This window comes from Paenibacillus sp. GYB006 (assembly GCF_036577645.1).
Classification (GTDB): Bacteria; Bacillota; Bacilli; order Paenibacillales; family Paenibacillaceae; genus Paenibacillus.
This window is the reverse complement of the sequence record NZ_JARBDA010000003.1, coordinates 370,139-388,418: the sequence shown is the minus strand read 5'-3', so window position 1 is coordinate 388,418 and position 18,280 is coordinate 370,139. Positions and strand designations below refer to the sequence as shown.

General features: G+C 42.8%; 14 protein-coding genes. 8 read left to right on the top strand and 6 right to left on the bottom strand.

Annotated elements, in window-relative coordinates; all coding sequences use genetic code 11:
- Window positions 1–33 precede the first annotated feature (33 nt).
- The 5 genes from PV403_RS10475 to PV403_RS10455 all read right to left on the bottom strand — a co-directional run bounded on the left by PV403_RS10475 (window position 34) and on the right by PV403_RS10455 (window position 6,275).
- Complete coding sequence (locus PV403_RS10475; protein ID WP_332084535.1) at window positions 34–1,989, bottom strand: FtsX-like permease family protein; 1,956 nt, start codon at window positions 1,987–1,989, stop codon at window positions 34–36.
- Window positions 1,986–2,741 (bottom strand): ABC transporter ATP-binding protein, encoded by a 756-nt coding sequence (locus PV403_RS10470; protein WP_191802540.1) that lies wholly within the window; start codon window positions 2,739–2,741, stop codon window positions 1,986–1,988. Before PV403_RS10470 ends, PV403_RS10475 begins: the two co-directional genes overlap by 4 nt.
- 96 nt (window positions 2,742–2,837) lie before the next feature.
- Entirely contained in the window at window positions 2,838–3,842 is a 1,005-nt protein-coding gene (locus tag PV403_RS10465) for a sensor histidine kinase (RefSeq protein ID WP_213530807.1), read from the bottom strand.
- Window positions 3,839–4,528: a response regulator transcription factor gene (locus PV403_RS10460; RefSeq protein WP_213530806.1), complete on the bottom strand. Its 690-nt coding sequence runs from the start codon at window positions 4,526–4,528 to the stop codon at window positions 3,839–3,841. Before PV403_RS10460 ends, PV403_RS10465 begins: the two co-directional genes overlap by 4 nt.
- Window positions 4,529–4,910: 382 nt before the next feature.
- On the bottom strand, window positions 4,911–6,275 hold the full coding sequence (locus PV403_RS10455; protein ID WP_213530804.1) for a multicopper oxidase domain-containing protein: 1,365 nt from the start codon (window positions 6,273–6,275) through the stop codon (window positions 4,911–4,913).
- A 178-nt stretch (window positions 6,276–6,453) separates the two neighbouring features.
- Here PV403_RS10455 and PV403_RS10450 point away from each other — a divergent pair, with 178 nt between their 5' ends.
- From PV403_RS10450 to rlmN, 8 genes are all read left to right on the top strand, one after another.
- Window positions 6,454–8,025 (top strand): leucine-rich repeat domain-containing protein, encoded by a 1,572-nt coding sequence (locus PV403_RS10450; RefSeq protein WP_213530802.1) that lies wholly within the window; start codon window positions 6,454–6,456, stop codon window positions 8,023–8,025.
- Window positions 8,026–8,348: 323 nt separating this feature from the next.
- Complete coding sequence (locus PV403_RS10445) at window positions 8,349–9,860, top strand: copper amine oxidase N-terminal domain-containing protein (protein ID WP_213530800.1); 1,512 nt, start codon at window positions 8,349–8,351, stop codon at window positions 9,858–9,860.
- A 170-nt stretch (window positions 9,861–10,030) separates the two neighbouring features.
- The gene (locus tag PV403_RS10440) at window positions 10,031–10,873 is read left to right on the top strand and encodes an alpha/beta hydrolase (RefSeq protein WP_213530798.1); all 843 of its coding nucleotides are present in this window, start codon (window positions 10,031–10,033) and stop codon (window positions 10,871–10,873) included.
- Window positions 10,874–11,064: 191 nt separating this feature from the next.
- Window positions 11,065–11,913, top strand: coding sequence for a helix-turn-helix domain-containing protein (locus PV403_RS10435; protein WP_213530797.1), 849 nt, complete (start codon window positions 11,065–11,067; stop codon window positions 11,911–11,913).
- A 147-nt stretch (window positions 11,914–12,060) separates the two neighbouring features.
- A complete protein-coding gene (locus tag PV403_RS10430) occupies window positions 12,061–13,056 on the top strand; it encodes an ABC transporter substrate-binding protein (protein WP_332084534.1) in 996 nt (331 codons plus the stop codon).
- Window positions 13,057–13,078: 22 nt separating this feature from the next.
- On the top strand, window positions 13,079–14,089 hold the full coding sequence (locus PV403_RS10425) for a FecCD family ABC transporter permease (protein ID WP_332084533.1): 1,011 nt from the start codon (window positions 13,079–13,081) through the stop codon (window positions 14,087–14,089).
- Entirely contained in the window at window positions 14,082–15,104 is a 1,023-nt protein-coding gene (locus tag PV403_RS10420; protein WP_332084532.1) for a FecCD family ABC transporter permease, read from the top strand. The genes PV403_RS10425 and PV403_RS10420 overlap by 8 nt, the downstream gene beginning before the upstream one ends.
- 240 nt (window positions 15,105–15,344) lie before the next feature.
- Window positions 15,345–16,433, top strand: a complete 1,089-nt coding sequence (gene rlmN / locus PV403_RS10415; RefSeq protein WP_332084531.1) for a 23S rRNA (adenine(2503)-C(2))-methyltransferase RlmN — start codon at window positions 15,345–15,347, stop codon at window positions 16,431–16,433.
- 118 nt (window positions 16,434–16,551) lie between these two features.
- Here the strand turns inward: rlmN and PV403_RS10410 are convergent, their stop codons facing one another.
- The gene (locus PV403_RS10410) at window positions 16,552–18,054 is read right to left on the bottom strand and encodes a peptide MFS transporter (RefSeq protein WP_213530781.1); all 1,503 of its coding nucleotides are present in this window, start codon (window positions 18,052–18,054) and stop codon (window positions 16,552–16,554) included.
- Window positions 18,055–18,280: the final 226 nt, after the last annotated feature.

Here is an 18,280-nt window from a genome sequence, read left to right as displayed (position 1 = left end):
ATGGATTCAGAAGGGCTAAATAGCTAAGACTTACTACAATGACTCTTTAATTACTTTTTTATAATACAGTACCGACAGGATGCCAAAGATGGAATAAAGAACGGTGTAAACCACCATAACCAGAATCATGGGTGCGAGCATTTCTGTTCCGAAGAAGAACCAGCCTGATTTTACGGCAAAATAGCTGTGACACAGTCCGACCACCAGCGGAATCCCAAAGTTAAATAGCTGCTTATACTGAATGCCGCGAAGCAGATTCCCTTGCGTGAACCCGAGTTTCCGTAAGATCGTATAGTTTGGTCGTTCTTCTTCACTTTCGTCCATCTGTTTAAAGTATAAGATACATCCGGAAGTGATCAGGAAAGTAAGTCCCAGGAACCCGACGATAAACATGATCAGTCCCATAGTTTCGATCTGTGACAGCTTCATATCCAGCTGAGATAACCCCAGATTAGAGGATCTTTGGGAGTCAAACCCTTGTGCATGAAAAATATCATTAGCAGCAGAGAGCTTGGAGCGATCAGTGATATCAATGCCATAATACGCAGAATTATATTCATTCTGGTACTCCGAATCATACTCTTCGCGAAATTTTTCATATACACTGTCATCAACGATGGCAGTAGGCATTCCGCCGCTGTAATAATAACTGAGCAGAGATTCTTCGTTCATACCAGTGAGCTGCAATGTCTGTGATTTTGTCGGTCCAAGAAGGGTTACTTCTCCTTTATCTTTCAGCGTCATAAATGAGCTGATTGCGCCGGTATAACCTGCGAATTGGACTTCCCCCGGTTTTACATCTATGCTGCCCGCCTGTGATTTTGAAATGACAGGAATGACAAAGCTGTCTTTTAAACTACTCGAAATTGTATTGTCGCCAATCAAAATATGTGAGATGTCAAATTTCAGCATAACCGGCTCTCTAAACGTTTCTTTATATGCAATTTGCTGGTTCGTCAGCTCTGCTAGAAAACGATCCTTCGTCTCTACTGTAGAAAATGAGAAGTCATTTGGAACACTGTTCTTAGCTGATGAATCTGCTGAATAATATGAGATATAGCTAAGTGATAATAAACCAATCGCAAGGGCGGACACCGTTGTGATAATCGTCAGGAGAAGTGCATTCGACTTCATCCGGAACATAATGGACGACAGAGACAGTACTTCACTTATCGACAAATATCCTTTGCGATGTTTACGAATCAGATTAAAAATAAAGCTTACGGATCCTTTGTAGAACAAATAGGTTCCGATAATGACACTAGCCAGAATAAAAAGCATCCCGATCATCAGCTGATTCATCTCGATAAACTTACCTCCGAAGAGCTGGGAGGATACATAATAACCAATGATAATGAGAGCTAAGCCGAGCAGTCCTACCAAGATTCCCCATACGGACATCTTCTGTACACGCTGCTGTGTAGAAGAGGTAACCCGGAATAGAGAGAGAATACTCTGGCGCTTAATAAACAGGTAGTTCATGATCATGATAAGCAGATAGATCGCCGCAAATACAATGATTGTTTGGAAAAGTGCCTCTGTAGAAAAACGCAGTTTTGCGATTTCATCTACTTGAAGGATTTTGAACAGAATCATCAGCACCAAGCGGGAAACAGCAAATCCAGACGCAATACCGACGACCATGGAGCCAAAATAAAGAATGAGATTTTCAGCACTAAGGATTTGAAAGATCTTTCCTTTGGTGAGACCAATAAGCTGAAACAATCCGATTTCTTTACTTCGCCGTTTAATAAAAATCGTATTTGCATAAAGCAAGAATATAGCAACAATAGCGACCAGGAGGACAGACGCAGCACCGATAGCAGCGCCCCCTTTTACTGACCCGGCTGCTTCATCCATTGCAGGATCGTACTGAAGCGTAACAAACGAAAAGTATAAGGCAACGCTAAAAATAAGAGCGAAGACATATAAATAATAATTTTTAATATTTTTCTTTAAGTTTCGAAAGATCAAGTAGTTAAGGTTCACTCTTGAACACCGCCCAGCACGCCTTGGGTCTTAATGATGTCGTTAAAGAAGGATTGTCTTGATTCTTCCCCTTTATTAAGCTGAGTATAGATCTGACCGTCCTTGATAAAGACAACTCGGCTGCAGTAACTGGCCGCTACCGGATCATGCGTTACCATAATAATCGTTGCTTGGTGTTTCTCATTCATGTCGCTCAGTTTATTGAGCAGATCCGAAGCGGACTTGGAATCGAGAGCGCCCGTTGGTTCATCCGCAAAAATAATGCTCGGATCATGGATAAAGGCCCTTGCCGCAGAGGTGCGCTGTTTTTGTCCGCCTGAGATTTCACTTGGATATTTATCCTTCAGCTCATAGATCCCAAGCTCGGAAGCAATGTTCTGGAACTTTTCATTCGCTTCTTTTTTGGATACATTCTTGATGGACAGCGGCAGCAGTACGTTTTCCCGAACCGTTAATGTGTCGAGTAAGTTATACTCCTGAAAAATAAAGCCAAGGTGATGTTTACGGAACTCCGCCAATTGTTTTTCCTTCATCCCTGTAAATTCTTTCCCCTCTATCTGGATCGTTCCTTGGCTTACCTGATCGATGGAAGAAAGAACGTTCAGCAAGGTTGTTTTACCTGAACCCGAAGCTCCCATGATGCTCACGAATTCCCCTTTGTTTACTCGAAGGTCAATGCCTTTGAGGACTTCCTGTTTGTTAAATTTATTTCCGTATGTTTTATGAATTTTACTTGCTTCAAGTATGATCAATTCACTCACTCCTTTGTTATGTACCTATCATAATAAAAGCGGAGCCGGCTTTCCTTCGATTTAACGAACAATATACAAAAGCATGTGACGATGTTGTCACATGCCCGTAATACGAACAAATTCATTTTTTCTGGGGAAGGTCAAAGTAAAAGTCGTACCTTCGCCAAGTACAGAAGAAACGTTCATGCGAATGTGCAGCGAATCCGCCACTTGTTTTGCAAGATATAAGCCCATTCCCGTAGAGGCGCTGTCCTCGTGATGTGTAGTAGAAGTAAATCCCCGCTCATAAATACGAGGCAGGTCTTTTGGGTCAATGCCTCTGCCTGCATCTTGGATTGTGAGTACAACATGATCATCTAGGCGTGAACTCTCAATAAGAATATCGGAGGATGCACTGTATTTTACTGCATTGGTAATCAGCTGTCTGAGGATAAAGCCAAGCCATTTGGCATCGGTCAGTACACTCGTTTCTGTCAGAGAAACATCAAAACCGATTCCTTTTTGAATACACCAGGATTTCAAGGTCCGAATTTCTTGGTAGATGATGGGCTCGAGCTCAGAAACTTCAATGTATAGATCATTTTGAATAAAAGGAATTCGCTTCTGGTGCAGCTGCTGGTCGAGCAGGTGATGAATTCGCAGCCATTCATACATCAGTTGTCTTTGCAGGGTCTCATCGGGAAGCCGATCGATCATCAGCTGCATCGCCGTCAGCGGTGTTTTGACTTCATGGATCCAGGAGAGCAGCTCGTCCTTTTCCTGTTCAAGGAGCATATAATGATGAGAAGTTTCGCGTTTGTAACGTTCGGTCTGTAAAGTGACAGCGTCCAGAACAATCTGCTCAAAAGGGCTGTCCGCACTACGTAGTTCAGCGAGATCATAGGTGTGATCCCAATTCTTCATATTTGCATAGAATTTCGTCTCTTTCGTGTACCGCAGCACCACAAAGCAGGTGCACAGGAGGGTGAGAAGAAGAACAATGTACAGCATCGACATAAATGGAATTGTATTATCGATATAGGAAATAAACAGAATGATCAGCTGTATAGACAATAAAAGAAGAAGCCAAGTTCTGCGTTCTTTAAGAAAGGTCCAGATCATACGCTGACCTCTTCCGTAGCGATATATCCTTGTCCCACTTTTGTCTCAATATAGATATCCAGGCCAATCGTTTCGAGTTTCTTACGCAGCCGATTCACATTCACCGTCAGGGTATTATCGCTGACAAAGTGTTCATGATCCCATAGGTTTTGGATGAGTTTTTCTCTGCTGACAATCTGGTTTTTATGCTCGGTTAAAATTTTGAGAATGAACATTTCATTTTTAGTGAGGTCGATCGAACCTTGTTCATTGGAGATTGTATTTTTGACATACTCAATGGTGGCTCCGCGCCAGGTCCGCAGTTCAATGCGCTCGGTATTATAATTATAAACCCGTCTAAGGGTAGCCTGTATTTTGGCAATGAGAACATCAAAGTGAAAAGGTTTCTGTACAAAATCGTCGGCTCCGAGCTGCATGGACATAACCATATCGGTTGGGTGATCCCTGGAGGAGAGAAAAATAATCGGCACATTCGAATGGGACCGGATAATCCGGCACCAGTGAAAACCATCAAATTTCGGAAGCTGGATATCGATGATAACAAGGTCGGGTTTTATTGCTGTGAACTCTTGAAATACCTGATTAAAATCCTGTACTCCATATACGTTATATGACCACTGAGCAAGCCGTTCCTTGATTTCACTAAAAAGGGTCGCATCATCTTCAATAAGCATAATTGTAAACAAAGAGTGTCACCGCGCTTTCTGACAAGTTAGATCTCCTAGGGCAAGTGTAACCGAAAAAGCCTCTTCCTTAAAAGAGAACGATGTGATTTTACCGATATGTAAGAAGAAGAGCAGCTGGGTCGTATGTTTAAGAGAACGGAATATGAGGTTACATATAAAGAAGATAAGTTACTAAAAATCTATCTTTGAAAAGAGGGATTTCGATGGTAAAGCTGATGAAAAATACAGATCCGAACGAGAATGAAGAAGATAAGGCGATCCGTGATGATGAGCCAGATTCATTCGAAACGGAAGGCAAATAAGTAAGTAAAATAAGTAAGTAAAATAAGTAAGCAAATAGAACAATCGCCTGCTCCCACACGTTTGAGCAGGCGATTTTTTGTTATTCTACAATAACACTTGCCTCCATACTAGGATGCGTGGCACAGTAGTAGGGAAAGGTTCCCTTTTCCTGGAAAGTATAGGAGTACTGCTTACCAGGTTCGATATGACGAGAATCAAATTTATCATCTATAGAAGTTACGGTATGAAACATAGGGTCGTTGTTAATCCAAGTGACGGTCGTTCCTTGCTTCACTTTGAGTTCTGGAATGGAGTAACGCATATCGCTGATAACAACGGTAGTTCCCTCTCTGATTTCTTCAGGAATGGTATCTGTATGTTGATGATAATGTGTACCTGCCGGTGTTTTCCCATCCTTAGTGACTTGGACCATCGTATGCATCCCGCCAGGGTAAATGCCATTGTTCGTATTGTCGATAATGTTATGGCTATGGAAAGGATATGAGCCATCTTGATCGAAAGTAATGAGCAGATCGTATCGTTCTCCAGGCCCCACATTAACCGTGTCTTTGATCAGCGGCGAAGCCAGCGGTCTTCCATCGGAAGCAATCACTTCAAAATGAAATCCATGCAGGTGCATAGCGTGAGCTTGATACCCCGTATTAATGAGACGTACAAGCACTTTGTCTCCGAGTTTTCCGTCAATCATGGTCGCTGGGTCTTTCTCTGTATCAGGATAGGCTTTTCCGTTGATGGTGAAGTAGGTGGGATGGAAGGTGGTTCGATCATATTTTTTACCTTCTTCCACGGCTTTGTGCCACACAGGGTCAATCTCGTTCAGCATAAAGGTATACTCTTTTGTAAAAGCAGGTCCACTGGTCCAAGCTGTTTTTATTCCGTCTTTTGCTTGGACAATGAAGGCACCTGTCATCCCCATCTGCAAGTGTTCTACCGTATCGACATGACAGTGATAGAAATACGTCCCCGCATGTTTCGCCTGAAATTGATAGGTGAAGCTTTCACCTACGAGCAGATCTTTTGAGGTATGAGGAACACCATCATTCGCTTGATCTGTATCTAGACCATGAAAATGAATGGTATGGCCTACCCTCTTTATTCCTTTCTTGGCAGTGCCGATATTAGTAAGAGTTACTTCTACTTTGTCGTCTTCGTTAACAGTCAAGGTAGGGGCAGGATAAGTTGCCGATCCTTTCTCGTTTTTCTCACTATAACCCCATACATAAACGGAAGTTCCGTCCGGCAATACAAGAGTACCATCTGTTGCATAGAGGTGGAATTGTTTAACCGCAGGTATTTCATCCTTCTGCTCGGGGTCTGCAACAGTAGAAGAAGGAATTGCCTGATCTGACTCATGAAATAAAGGGCTCACCACAGGAAGAAACAACAGCGCTAGCAGCAGGGAAACTAAACATATATATAGAAATTTATTGAATATTTTTCTCATAATGTATTCCTTTCATCTCGATCTGGGTAAAGGGTAGAGGGATGTTTGAAACATAGGTTCTCTACTTTTCGTCTTATTATTAAATTATGGCTTAAACATAAGGATATTAGTCTCCTATATAGGAATTCGAGTACGTATAAGAATAGAAAGTACAGTTATAAAGGGGAGGATACGGGGAATGAAGAGGGTAATAACCATTGTACTTACGTTTTTATTTGCGATGGGCTGGGGAGGACAAGACACATATCTATATGCTGCTGGGCAAGGTCTAGTAACAGACCCATACTTGGACAATGGTCTAAAGATGATCCTGAATAAAGCACAAGATGAGGAACTCACGGTAAGTGATTTGGAGAAATTAACGGTGATTGACCTTCCTTCATCGGGAATTCGAAGTCTTTCCGGGCTGGAGCATGCAGTTCACCTCACACATCTGCGGATTCCATATAACCAGGTCGAAGATTTGTCACCGCTCAAAGAGATAACAACCCTGCGGGAAGTCGATGTTACGAATAACTATGTCAGTTCCATAGAACCACTTGAGAAAAACACACAGATGGAACGACTTATTGTAAGCAATAATGCAATTACATCACTCGGTGTGACCCGTAACTTTCCAAGGTTACATACACTTTATGCTGGAGGAAATCAGATCACAAGTTTAGATGGTCTGTCAGGAGCGGCATCCTTACGTGCGCTAGACATCAATTTTAATAAAATTGAAAGTATAGAACCTTTAGTAAACATGACATCACTAAAGGAACTGCTCGCTCCCTCTAACCAAATTAAAAATATATCCGTTCTTACCAAGCTTCCAAATCTGCAAATTCTCGATCTTAATCAAAACCAGATAACAGATGCAACCTACATAAATGAGTTACCTAGATCCATTGTCAGTCTGAAGCTTGCACATAATCCATTGTCCAATATAGACGAGCTGCAAAATATGAGTCATCTTACGAATCTTGAGATTCTAGATCTGTCAGGCTTACAGCTAAACAGTCTTACTCCTATTCAAGATCTGCAGCAGCTCACCGATCTAAACGCTTCTGATAATCAGATAACAAGCCTAGAACCACTGAAGGATCTAAAATCGCTAACGAATCTGGATGTTTCCAAGAATCTAATTTTTAATCTTGAACCTTTACAACATTTGAACCATATTCAGAGTTTAAATCTATCCAGTAATCTGGTTTGGGACCTGAAGCCGATCCAGAATCAACAGTTTACCTATACTCGGCAAGGATCATCGGGAGAACCTCCTTATTACGGGCTTAATCTAAAAGATAATTATCTTGATCTAACTTATGGATCGAATACATGGAGTTTGTTCACTGAACTTGGAGGGAACCCGGAAGATGTTACTCCGCAGGGGAAATACCAGCGTCTTCAGGAAGGTTCGAAAACAGCCTATATCGGGGATGGGCCTTATTTACTTCGAGTTGCTCCTTTTCTTGAAAAAGGACGTACTTATGTCCCCCTTCGTTTTATATCAGAGCAGCTTGGAGCCGATGTTACATGGGATCAAAAGAAGAAAGAGGTAACCATTCAGAAGAATGATACGTCCATCCGTTGGACTGTTGGTAACAGACAAGTGAAGGTAAATGGCAAGACTACACTCTATGATGCTCCGCTGATGCTGAAGAGTGGAGTGACCTGTATTCCCCTCCGTTTTGTATCCGAACAGCTCGGAACGAAAGTGGGCTATATAAACAACTCAAAAACAACACTTATCTTTGCGGATAAATAAGCTTAAACCCCCGTCTATGTACGGGGGTTCTTTCTGTACGTAGATCGATAAAAGAATACTAATAATTATTAATTTTCTAGAACAGGAAAATAGGTGTTTGCCTTGGTGTATTCTCTTTTTATAGAAACTACAAAAATCATTTATTTTCATAGGTATTCGTCATATTTATATATCTAGCCTGGGTTTGCCCATCAATGTTGTCCCAATTTGTCGAACAACATGTCATAGAATGTGAAAAAATAATCAAGGGTTTACATATATTACCTTTCTATGTAAGATAAGATCTGGATGTAAACTTCAATACCAAGATCGAGGAGGAGAATATGATTCGAATTCGTAAGAAGTTAAAATGGTTCGCCGCACCACTAGCTCTTTTGCTTGTTATCCTTACCGGATGTCAGGCTGTTGGTGGACTGGATGTAAGCTCAGCTCTACTTGGAAGTAAAGATCGTATGTATCAATCCAGTGAGACAAAAGAGACTTTACAGGTAAAAGTTACCCCTTCAGCAAATGCATCGGAAGAAGATCTCGCCATCATTGAACTTATCAATTCATTTTCTCTATATATTGATAGTGCAAAAGTAGAAGATAAGGATACTGCTTCCATTAAGGGGAAAGTTCATTATCAGAAAGCAGAAATCCCCTTCCTTTTGAGTTTGGATGAAAAAGGAGCTGCCCTGCAAATAGAAGGAGCAAAGCAGCCAATCTATCTTTCATACGCACTAGATCCGTCTCTTCCAGATATGACGGCATACAATAAGCAGATGGAAGATGCGATATGGAATGTAGCCAGTTTTATCGTCAAGCATCTTCCTAATCCGAATAAGATCTCGGTAGGTCAAGAAGAAGCAACGGTAAATGGAGAGAAACTGAATCTTACAAAACTTCATGCTGAGATTAGCGGAGCAGAAGTACTCAAGATGGTACGTCCTTTCCTCAGCAGTATTGCACAGGATGAGAACGGCTTGAAACAACTAATTGGAGATATTTATGATGCGGTTAAGGTAGTGTTCTCCTCTTACCAAGAGATAGAAGGAGCAGAAGGATTAGCAGAGGGAATCTTGCCTGCTACCAAAGAAGAAGCAGTAACAATTTATTATGGCATGATTAAAGGTCTTCTTGATGAATATGTGAAGACGATCGATACAGAGATTGACAAGATGCTCACGGAAACTCCAGAGATGAAAACCGTCTTTAGTGATAAGAGTAGTCTTGTTGTGAATTATTACTTCGATAAGGATCTGAATGCACGGAAGAGCAATATGGAACTAACGGTTGCACTCCCTGTTTCTAAAGATATCCCCGTTTCAGAGGTTAGAGTTACAAGCGATGCTGAATCATGGAATTTTGGCGGAAAAGTAACGGCTGATCAAGTTGACCTTTCTAAAGGGTACCTTGATCCACTCTTTGGAGAGGTGACAACAGGTCAGATGCTTCGTAACTTTGAAGGAACGAAGCCGGTATATGATCTGCTTTTGCAATCCGGCATGACAACTTCTTATCTTTACCTGGAGTCAAATGACCCAGTGTACGGAGCAGAAAATGTAAAAGGGACTGCATTTGTTCCTCTCCGTTACTTTGCTGAACATTTCGATGCAGAAGTGAAATGGACAAAAGGCTCTAAACAACTCACCGTAATTAATGATCTTACACTTGAGCAATCGACCTATACACTAGGCTCGAAAAAAGCCACAATCAATGGGAAGGCAGTTACATTGCCGCAAGCACCTTACACAGCTCAAGGGACGATTTATGTACCGCTTCGTTCCATTGCTGATGCACTCGGAGCTAGTGTAACTGTGGAAGAGGAAGGTTATTCCGTTCAGCGTAACTAGTTTTTAATTAGGCGGCAGATATAGTTTATGAAAAGGACTCCACTAAGATTAGTGGGGTCCTTTCTTAGGTCTTACTGATATTTTTCCGGAGAATATCCATGTCCCTTTGGCTTATCAGTGCAATATAATGCGAAAAACAAGGTAAGGCAAGCGTGAAAGGGGAGAATAGAATGGAGAACACTTCAATGAAAAACGTGACCTTAGCGGGAACCGATGAATGGTCTGTCACTTCAAGCATAAATGGACAGGAGTATCGAGTACAGATTTACCAACCGAGCGGAAAAGTGCCCGCCTCTGGATTTCCCATCATTTATACACTTGATGGAAACAGCACCTTTACGATGACGGCGGAGATGGTGCGTATTCAGTCCTTAAGGCCGGAAAAAACCGGTGTAGTGCCTGCTATTGTGGTTGGCATTGGATACAACGTAGAAGCTCCTTTTCCGGCCAAACGCCACTATGATTTTACGATGCCTGCACCGGAAAAGGATTTACCGGAACTTCCGTTTGGAAGGACGCTTCCCGAGCAGGGTGGAGCACTGGATTTTATGTCATTTGTAGAAGATCAACTAAAGCCGTTGGTAGAAAGCCGGTACCCGGTTGATTCGAGCAGACAGATGATTGTGGGACACTCGCTCGGCGGACTTTTTGTACTGCATATGCTCTTTGCTAGACCTCATTCTTTTCACACTTACATTGCAGGCAGTCCGTCCATTCACTGGAATGAGATGTATTTACGTCAGCAGGAACAGAAATGGCTGGAGGAGGTTAACAAGGGTAGACATAAACTGAATACCCGAGTGCTGATTGCGGTAGGGGAACGGGAAGGAAATCTGAAAGTACCGATGGTCAGAAACGCAGAGGAGCAGGCGGAGAGATTAAGCAAGCTTGAAGAGTTTGGAGTGCATGTAGCTTATCAAGCCTTTGAGGCTGAGAATCATCTGTCCATTGTACCTGTACTCATTAATAGAGCTTTGCGATTTAATGGGTGGGCACAAGAGGAAACGGACTAACATATCAAGAGATAGATGAGAAAACTCATAAAATGAAGCCCGGAAAATACAGTGAACCACTCGCTGTAAGGCCGGGCTTTTTAATTTTACAAAAAAAGTGAGAATTAAATCACTGTTAAACAGAAAAGTATGATAAACTCTGTTTATGATATTGATAATCATTATCATTAATAAGGCGGTGATTATTTTTCATGCTTGAGATAACGACCTCAAAGTTAGGTAGCGAACAAGGCAAGCAACTCTTAGATTCCTCTGTTGTAAAGCTGAAAGAAGTTCTTAAGGTGAACGCAACTAAAAAGTGGAATCCTTCTGATATGAATGATCATTCTTCTCATCTGCTGATGGTTGCTGAGGGACAGGGGTGCTTAACGTGGAGGGATTGCTCTCTTCCCGTTGACGGTACATGTATCTATTCGTGTATGAATGAGGAGAAGCTGGTGATGGACTGTAAGGGTAGTGACGAAGTGAACCTTACCGTAATTGGCTATGATGTGTATCAACAAGATGACCGGAAGCAGCATCTTCTTGTATCTGATATGCCGCTTGTGGGGCACTTAATGGATCTATCGCATCACGAGATCAGCTGGTTTACCGATATATGTAACTCTATTTATGGTCACTGGCATAGCGGGGAAGGGCTTGGGAGATATCGCAGTCAGCTTCTTTTCCAGGAGGCCCTTTACTGGATAGCGAAAAGCAGCGATCAGGCTCGGGTAGATACGGATTCTGCATTACAGTTGACCAAAGATTACATTGACCGGCACTATACTGAAAGCTTAACGCTGGATAAACTTTGCCGGATGGCAGGACTAAGTTTGAAATACTACAGCGAGCTGTTCAAAAAACATTATGGAGTCAGTGTAACAGAATACATAGCCACCGTCCGCATGGAGCAAGCCAAACGACTCATGATGGACCCTGAACTGAAGCTGAGAGAGATCGCACATCTCGTCGGATATCCGGATGAGTTCTATTTTAGCCGGAAGTTTAAGAAGATGATGGGGACTTCCCCTTCTGCCTATCGAGCGGGTTCTCATTAATTCAGCAACCAGATGCAGAGGTGATCGGTAATTATTACAGGTCTATCAGGAAAATGTCCATGGATAACCGCTCTCTTCTCCAGTATCATTCAATAATGATAATCATTATCAATTATTGAATGAGATACGGAGAGGGGTCCATTAGAAATGAAAAAAACAGCTTTCATCGGAATGCTAGTCCTTCTGCTTGTGATGCTTGCAGCGTGCGGAAACAGTGGCGGAGATAAAGAGGCTGCGGGAACAGGCGAGCAGACACCGGCTAGTTCCGAACCAACATCGGAAACAAATGAGACAGCTAGCGATACTCGCAGCATTACATACTTGGGTCAAGAATATATTATTCCGGTTAATGCAGAAAAAATTGTCATCACAGGTGCAATGGAAGCGATGGAAGATGCGCTCGTACTTGATGTGCATCCAGCAGGCGCCATTACTATAGGTGGTGAATTTCCGGAACGTTTCGTATCAATCACAGATCAAGCGCAGTCCATTGGAGAAAAGACAGAACCTAACTTTGAGACGATCCTTTCTCTGCAGCCAGATGTGATTCTGGGTACAACGAAGTTCAAACCGGAAGTAGTAGAACAACTAAAGAAAATTGCCCCGCTTATTCAAGTTTCACATATCGCTTCAGACTGGAAGGATAACTTGAGTTTGATGGCAGAGCTCACTGGAAAGCAAGATGAGGCGAAACAAATCATCGAAGAATACGAGGCTCAAGTAGAGGCATCTAAAACTGAGCTGGGTGATACTTTGAACGATAAAGAAGTTGTCGCGATTCGTATCCGCGGGGGAGAGATGTATATCTATCCGGCGAATGTATTTGTAAATCCAATTTTATATGAAGATCTGGGACTTACGCCGCCAGCTGAAGTTACGGCAGCAGAAGCGCAGGAGATGATATCGGTTGAGCAGTTTGCAGAGATGAATCCAGACTATGTATTTATTCAGTTTGAAGAGCAGTCGAATAAAGACAATCCAGCGGCATTAGAGGATCTGCAGAACAATCCAATTATCCAAAAGACCACAGCTTTTAAAGATGACCATGTATTTATTAATGTCATTGATCCTCTCTCCGAGGGTGGACCGGCTTGGAGCAGAACGAATTTCCTAACAGCTGCTGTAGAGCAACTGACGAAGTAGACCGCGGCGACCATAGAAACTTATGATACCTAAAGGAAAAATAAATCCGGCCCTTATTCTGGTGACAGCTCCTATTCTTGTGGCTCTAACCATTCTATTCTCCATTCATTATGGAGCAAAAAATATCGAACCTGCCGAAGTGTGGAATGCTATATTCCACTTTGATACAGACAGTATCGATCATCAGATCATTATGACCTCACGGCTCCCAAGAGTCGTGGGGGCTCTGCTTATTGGGGCATTTCTTGCGATCTCGGGTGCACTTATGCAGGGAATGACTCGCAACTATTTGGCTTCTCCCTCGATTATGGGTGTCTCCGACGGCTCTGTTTTTGTCATTACTTTTTGTATGATCCTGCTGCCGGGTACATCGTCTCTAGGTTACATTGCTTTTTCATTACTCGGATCAGCGATTGGCGCAGGGATTGTTTTTTCACTTGCCTGGTTATTACCGAGAGGAATGACTCCGGTCCGTCTCGCTATTCTGGGGACGATCATCGGTACGTTTCTGAGCGGATTATCCGAAGCAGCAGCAACCTATTTTCAGGTATCTCAAAATATAAGTTTCTGGTATAACGCAAGACTGCACCAAATGGATCCTGAGCTTATAAAACTGATCATTCCTTTTGCTATCGTTGGACTGGCTCTTGCCATGAGCTTATCCAAATCGATAACGATCTTGTCCCTTGGAGATGAGATGGCGACTGGACTTGGACAACGTACCAAATGGGTAAAAGCATTGTCCATCCTTAGTGTCGTTATTTTAACGGGAATTTCAGTGGCACTTGCCGGAAAAATTGCATTTGTCGGGCTTCTGATTCCGCACATTACTCGTTTTTTTGTAGGTGTGGATTACAAATGGGTTATTCCTTGCTCAGGTATTCTTGGCGGGCTTTTTCTTGCTTGGTGTGATGTGCTGAGCCGATTTGTCAACGCGCCTTTTGAAACACCTATCGGTGTGATCACGGCACTGTTCGGGGTTCCTTTCTTCCTGTATCTGATCAAAACCAGAGGGGGAAAGGCCAATGTATAATACAAATCGAAGAAAAAGGGGAACTGTGGTCCTTGTTACGGCAGCGATCATTCTCCTGGCTTCTTATATCAGCATAACGAACGGTACGTTTGATATGACGGTGACCGATGTAGTAAAGACGCTCTTAGGAATGGATACATCACGGGAACATCATCTCGTTATTTTTGATTTTCGCTTGCCACGGATCGTCATTGCGTTACTGCTGGGACTTGGTCTTGGCACTGCCGGTGCTGTCGTTCAGGGCATCGTGCGCAATCCCCTTGCGGATCCTGGAATGCTTGGTATTAATGCTGGAGCAGGTACAGCAATTGTCCTTTTTATGTTTCTCTTTCAAGGGACCATTACTGGGGCTAGTTTCTTCTCCATTATGACGATGCCTTTATTTGGTCTCGTAGGCGGACTCGCTGCTACTGCGCTCATTCTCATGTTTGCCCTAGAGCGAGGGAAGCTGGATTCCCAAAGGCTTATTTTAGTAGGAATTGCCGTCTCCTCCGGTTTTGGGGCTATAACGATCTATGTATCTCTTAAGATGAATCCGAAGGATTTTGAGATGGCTACCGTGTGGCTGGCGGGAAGTATCTATAATGCCAACTGGCAATTTATTGTTGCTATGCTGCCTTGGCTTATAATCTTTATCCCACTCATTTGGCGAAAGTCACTTATCTTGGATGTAATGCAGCTTGAGGAAGGAAGCGCGATGGGAGCAGGCGTCTCGGTAAATCGGGAGCGTATTTTACTGCTGCTGTATAGCGTTGGGATTGTCAGCGCCTGTGTAGCGGTAGCGGGAAGCGTAGGTTTTGTTGGGCTTATTGCACCTCATATTGCGCGGAGGCTTGTCGGCCTTCATCATCGTCATATGATTCCTGTATCTGGGCTTGTAGGAATGGCGATGGTCGTAGTGGGTGATTTAATTGGAAAAACGATCTTTGCCCCGGCAGAGCTTCCCGTAGGCATCGTTATTTCTATTATTGGAGTGCCCTACTTTATATACTTGCTCTTTAAAACAAGGGTATAGGTGTTTTGCGTATCAATATTATTTAAAGAGTTATTTAAAGCAGTTAAGGAGACTTTCGCCCAGGCGATAGTCTTCTTTTGCTGTTTTGTCCGTGTTATTCGTGATTAGACCTTGTTTAAACCCGAAAAGTTTGGGACAATAATAAACGGACTCAGGAAGAAAACAACGTATTTTTGTAAATGAGACACAAAGGTTTGAATAGATTCTATTTTAAAGTTTTGAAAAGAGGGCCGTTTTGTCATGAATAAACCATCCATTTATGGATTAACTCAGGAACATATGGGAGCTTGGCTGGAAGAGCACGGCCATAAGAAATCTCGGGCATCCCACGTATGGGAGTGGCTGTACCGGAGACGTGTGAAGGATTTTGCGGAGATGACCGAAGTGAACAAGAACTGTGTTCAGCTGTTATCCGAGCATTTTGTAATAGAGACATTAACCGAGCATACAAGGCAGGAATCGGCAGACGGAACGATCAAATTCCTATTTCGTCTGGAAGACGGGAATCTCATTGAGACGGTGCTGATGCGCCATAAATTTGGACTTTCTGTCTGTGTAACAACGCAGGTAGGCTGTAATATCGGCTGCAGCTTCTGCGCGAGCGGTCTGCTCAAGAAGAGCCGTGACCTTTCTGCCGGGGAGATTGTAGAGCAGATTATGAAAGTTCAGTTCCACCTCGACCAGGCGGGTAAGGGTGAGCGGGTGAGTCATATCGTGGTGATGGGTATTGGTGAACCATTTGATAACTATGACAATATATCTGACTTTATCCGTGTCGTGAAGGATCATAAGGGACTGGCTATTGGGGCAAGACATATTACGGTATCGACTAGTGGACTAGCGGATAAAATTAAAGAATTTGCCGATTCGGACCTGAACGTGAATCTTGCTGTATCACTGCATGCACCGAATAATGAGCTTCGTACACGGATTATGAAGATCAATAAAGCGATTCCGATTGAGAAGCTCATGGAAGCTATAGAATATTACTGGGATACTACCAATCGGCGGATTACGATTGAATATATTCTTCTTCAAGGAGTTAATGATCAGCCCGAACATGCGTTAGAACTTGCAGAACTGCTGAAGAATCGCCGGAATCTAGCTATCGTCAACCTGATTCCATATAATCCGGTAGATGAGCATAGCCAGTATCAGCGGAGCGAGAAAGACTCGATAACTGCGTTCTATGATGTGCTGAAGAAGCAGAACATTAGCGTTAGTGTGAGACTTGAACATGGTGCAGATATCGATGCAGCTTGCGGCCAGCTTCGGAGTAAGCAAATTCGTAAAGATCAGGGCGGCAGTTTAGAGAAAGTATCATCTTAATTGAGATCAAGCTGCTATAGCAGTGAATTCAATAACAGATAGTAGGTACAATAAAAAACCTCTGTATCCAAGATGAACGAAAGATTCATCAAGGAACAGAGGTTTTTTACGTTCTATTTTATTTAATCCCCTTCATGTAGGATTGAATTTTAGGTGCAATGATAAACAGGATAATACCGAGGACGATGGACGCTCCGCCGATCACTCCGAAGTAAACCATTTCTGTTTCTTCTGAATACAGAGGTGCGATAAGCGCGTTAATCGCTTGTGCTGCTGCATTCGTCAGGAACCAGAGACTCATTGTTTGTGCAGAGAACGCTGCAGGTGCAAGTTTTGTAGTTGCAGAAAGACCAACCGGCGACAAGCAAAGCTCACCAAGCACGACAATGAAGTAACTCAGTACCAGCCACAGCGGGCTTACCAGGCTGTTTTCTCCTCCGAAGTAAGAAGGTAGAAGAATAACCAAGAAAGATAGACCTGCAAACAGCAGACCAAAGGCAAACTTTCTAGGAACAGACGGCTGACGACCGCCAAGTTTCACCCAGAGTCCAGCAAAAACAGGTGCAAGCAAGATAACGAATAGTGGATTTAGAGACTGGAAGAAAGCCGGCTTAATACTAAACCCGAAGATTTCCAGTTGTGTTCTCGTATCTGCATAGCTGGCAAGAATCGTGGAACCTTGCTCTTGAATTGCCCAGAACATAACAGCTGCAATGAACAATGGAATGTAAGCAACTAGATTGGAGCGCTCCACAGCAGTTGTTTTTGGACTGCGGAACATAACAATAAAGTAACTAACCGGAATCAGTATTCCGAGGAATGCGATAATATTTACAAATAACGGGAATGTAAGGGTTCCAGTTTGAATACCAATAAGAACAAGAATAGCAATGACTACAAAACCTACTGCTACTGTAGTAAAGATCTTTTTCTTCTCATGTGGAGCAAGCGGGTTATTTACAACCGTACCAGCAAGTCCAAGATTTTTCTTCTTCGTAACAACGAAAACAATCAAACCGATCAACATACCAATAGCTGCTAAGCTAAAGCCAAGATGGAAGTTGTTTGATCCGTTATCCATTGCAACCGATCCTACTACAAGCGGTGCCAAGAATCCGCCAAGGTTAATTCCCATGTAGAAAATACTGAAACCAGCATCACGGCGGTTATCTTCAGGGCTGTAAATATCCCCGACTACGCTGGATACGTTCGGTTTGAGTAAGCCTGTCCCAAGGACAATGAGAACCATGGAAGCAAAGAATAAAGAAACACTGCCGGGAATAGCAAGTGCTATGTGTCCGAGCATGATGAGAACACCGCCGTAGAATACGGCTTTTGATGTTCCGAAGACACGGTCTGCTAACCAACCGCCGATGATCCCTGACATGTAGACAAGGGAACCGTAGATTGACATGATCGATAGAGCGAGCGACTGATCAAGACCTAGACCGCCTTGTGAAACTTCGTAATACATATAGTAAACGAGGATTGCTCGCATTCCGTAGTACGAGAAACGTTCCCAGAACTCAGTAAAGAAGAGGGTGAACAATCCTTTAGGGTGTCCAAAAAATCCTTTCTGGGGGACACTGTCTACAATTTCTTTTTTCGTGATGTCTGCCATTACATAACCTCCCTGATTTGATAGATATAATAACCTTATATGTTTTGGACTGTCAAAAGATATGGGACATGTAAATTCAGGAACTCCATATTTCTTTTAACAACCTATATATAATTCACAAATTCACTCCGTTTATTTATACCCACTATCCGTCTCTTTTAACAAAAAATGATAAAGAAAAGAGGACACCACACTGACACGCTAATCTGATAAAGTGTTTAGACAC

Coding starts and splice junctions, on each gene's coding strand:
- PV403_RS10445 (WP_213530800.1), top strand. CDS start 8,349: ATGATTCGAATTCGTAAGAAGTTAAAATGGTTCGCCGCACCACTAGCT.
- PV403_RS10450 (WP_213530802.1), top strand. CDS start 6,454: ATGAAGAGGGTAATAACCATTGTACTTACGTTTTTATTTGCGATGGGC.
- PV403_RS10430 (WP_332084534.1), top strand. CDS start 12,061: ATGAAAAAAACAGCTTTCATCGGAATGCTAGTCCTTCTGCTTGTGATG.
- PV403_RS10410 (WP_213530781.1), bottom strand. CDS start 18,054: ATGGCAGACATCACGAAAAAAGAAATTGTAGACAGTGTCCCCCAGAAA.
- PV403_RS10420 (WP_332084532.1), top strand. CDS start 14,082: ATGTATAATACAAATCGAAGAAAAAGGGGAACTGTGGTCCTTGTTACG.
- rlmN (WP_332084531.1), top strand. CDS start 15,345: ATGAATAAACCATCCATTTATGGATTAACTCAGGAACATATGGGAGCT.
- PV403_RS10425 (WP_332084533.1), top strand. CDS start 13,079: ATGATACCTAAAGGAAAAATAAATCCGGCCCTTATTCTGGTGACAGCT.
- PV403_RS10435 (WP_213530797.1), top strand. CDS start 11,065: ATGCTTGAGATAACGACCTCAAAGTTAGGTAGCGAACAAGGCAAGCAA.
- PV403_RS10465 (WP_213530807.1), bottom strand. CDS start 3,842: ATGATCTGGACCTTTCTTAAAGAACGCAGAACTTGGCTTCTTCTTTTA.
- PV403_RS10455 (WP_213530804.1), bottom strand. CDS start 6,275: ATGAGAAAAATATTCAATAAATTTCTATATATATGTTTAGTTTCCCTG.
- PV403_RS10440 (WP_213530798.1), top strand. CDS start 10,031: ATGGAGAACACTTCAATGAAAAACGTGACCTTAGCGGGAACCGATGAA.